Origin of the sequence: Lonsdalea britannica, assembly GCF_946477055.1 — a bacterium.
GTDB classification, from domain to species: domain Bacteria; phylum Pseudomonadota; class Gammaproteobacteria; order Enterobacterales; family Enterobacteriaceae; genus Lonsdalea; species Lonsdalea britannica_A.
On the sequence record NZ_CAMKXG010000356.1, the window covers coordinates 1 to 2,863 of the forward strand.

The following is a 2,863-nucleotide window of genomic DNA, read 5'->3' on the forward strand; positions in this document are numbered from 1 at the left end:
TCTACACTATCCTCTTCGTCGGCAGCGTCAGATGTGTATAAGAGACAGGCTGAGCTACCGTCCCCGTGAAAAGCTGGTCGGTAAGGATATGTGGGGGGCGACGATGTTTGACCAGCTGGTTTGCCGCGTCATGTTCCATCAGCTCCGCTATGAAGGGCCGTTTACGCCGCCGTCTGAACAGGGCACGCTGGTGTTCCCCGGCAATCTTGGCATGTTTGAGTGGGGCGGCATTTCCGTCGACACGAATCGCCAGATTGCGATAGCCAACCCGATGGCGTTGCCGTTTGTGTCGCGGCTGATCCCGCGTGGTCCGCAAAACCCGATTGAGCCGAACACGGCGGGGAAAGGAGGATCGGGGACGGAGTCCGGCATACAGCCGCAGTATGGGGTGCCTTACGGCGTGACGCTGAACGCATTTCTGTCGCCGCTCGGTATCCCGTGTAAACAGCCGTCGTGGGGCTATATCTCTGCCATCGATCTGAAAACCAACGTCATCGTCTGGAAAAAGCGGATCGGGACCGTGCGCGATAGTTCGCCGCTGCCCTTGCCGTTCGAAGTCGGAATGCCGATGTTAGGCGCGCCGATCTCCACCGCGGGCAATGTGCTGTTTATCGCCGCGACGGCAGACAACTATCTGCGGGCGTTTAACATCACTAACGGAGAGCCGCTTTGGCAGGCGCGTCTGCCTGCCGGAGGACAAGCGACGCCCATGACCTATGCCGTCGACGGCAAGCAATACGTGTTGATTGCCGCTGGCGGACACGGCTCGTTCGGCACCAAACTGGGTGATTACATTATTGTGTATGCGCTGCCGGCGTCTCGCTGAACGTCGTATGAGATTGAGGAGGCCGCCCGGAATGCTCGGGGCGGCTGAGTTGAGATTAGCGGTCGGAATGACTGGTTCGAACGGATTTTTCAGGCTGATTCACGACGCCTAACCGATGCGCCAGATGCGCCAGGCTTGCCGGGTTGAGACCCAGTTCGTGGGCCGCCGCCGAGATATTGCCCTGATGGTGGTGAAGCGTTCGCTCGATAAGCTGCTTTTGGAATGCGTTGACCGCCGTGCGCAGATCCTGCTGCGGCGCTTCGTGCGGACCGAACTGCTGAGGTTCGTTGGCCGCGACGTCATGCTGCAGCTTTTCATGCGTATCCAGCCCCAAATCGCGTTCGCTGATCGTGACAAACGACGCGCGTTTGGCCGGATATGACGCCAGTCTGCCCGTCGCGCGTAGCGTAGCACGGCTGATGGCCTGTTCCAGCTCGCGCACATTACCGGGCCAGTCGTAGCTCGACAGCGCCGTCTGCGCGGTGGGTGACAGGCGTAGCCCTTTCAGCCCCATCCGGTTACGGTTTTGCTCGATAAACGCGCCCGCCAGAAGCTGGATGTCCTGCTGACGTTCGCGCAGCGCCGGAACATGAATCGGGAACGCGCACAGTCGGTGGTACAGATCGGCGCGAAACTCACCGGACTGAACTTCAGCGAACAAATTGCGATTGGTGGCGGCGATCAGCCGGATATCGACATGATGCGGGTTAGACGAGCCGACGCGCTGCAATTGCCCGTCCTGCAACACGCGCAGCAGTTTGGCCTGCGTCTCCGGTGACAGCTCGCCGATTTCATCGAGAAACAATGTCCCGCCGTTGGCGAGCTGGAATTTGCCATAGCGGTCCGTCGTCGCGCCCGAAAACGCGCCGCGCACGTGGCCAAATAGAACGCTCTCCACCAGATGGTCGGGCAGGGCGGCGCAGTTAATCACAATGAGAGGGGCATTGGCCCGTCGGGAACGCGCGTGCAACCGACGAGCGACCAAATCCTTACCCACCCCGGTTTCGCCGGTAATCAGTACCGTCATGTCGCTGGAGGCGACCAGTTCAATGTCATCCATCAGTAGCTGATAAGGTTCGCTGCTCCCGATCAGTTCGTCGTGTCCGTGTACTGCCGTCAGGCGAAACGCTTCGGCGCGCAGGTTCTCGCTTTCCACCGTGGACTTAAGCTGGTCGACGTGGGTGCTGGCTGAGACGGTCGCGGAGGCGATGCCGCCGAATATCTCCAGCGTTTTGAGCGCGTCGGCGGAGAAGGTGTGGCCGTCAAACGCATGCAGTGTCAGCAATCCCCAAAGATGTTGGTCGAGACGGAGCACGCAGCCGATGGCGTCATTTTCGCCCGCACGACTGCGTTCATTTTCGAACAAATCCTCGAAAGGGTCTGGCACCTCGGTATCGGGCGGGAAGCGCATCACGTTGGCGGTAGCCAGGATGGCGGCGAAGCGTCGATGCTCGTCCAAAATGAAGTGCCGTTTGAGCGCGTCGGTATTAATACCTTTGATGGCGACGGGAGTTAATGCTTCGCCTTCCAGCTGTAGCAGCGCGGTCGCGTCTGCCGGGATCAGGAGATTCAGCGAATCGAGCAAACGCTGATAACGGACTTCACGCGGCATCTCCCGCGAGAGATCCGCAACCTGCGGCACCAGCGCATTCAACAACTTCAACATCTGAGTCAAAAAGTCCTCTCTTCGATAAAAATGGTGTCTTTTCGACAGTAAAGTTTAGACACAATTTAGCAGGGTGCCATTGAGATTATCGCTTTCACCTTCCGTGTTTGCGGAGATAACCAAGGGGAAAAAAGCAGGGCATTGACGACGAGACTGGGGATGGTTTTGCGACCTCTCCGCGCTTCGCCCGGGGGCAATCAACCGTGTCCGTCGGTGATAACACCTTCTCTGTCGAGCTTATTTAATACAGGCTTATCGCGAATGAAAAAACCGCTATTGAGTTATTCTCGTTTTTATTTTGTATGCGATTCTCACCGCGTATTAAATCCGTTTCCTGGTTATTAAATGGTATTTAAACGAATGATAAACAA

The 2,863-nt window shown here is 57.6% G+C and carries 1 protein-coding gene; it reads right to left on the bottom strand.

Translation table 11 applies throughout. The annotated features are described in order from the left end of the window. Positions 1 to 881: 881 nt before the first annotated feature. Positions 882 to 2,492, bottom strand: a complete 1,611-nt coding sequence (gene norR, locus Q7O77_RS16590; protein ID WP_304169821.1) for a nitric oxide reductase transcriptional regulator NorR — start codon at positions 2,490 to 2,492, stop codon at positions 882 to 884. Positions 2,493 to 2,863: the final 371 nt, after the last annotated feature.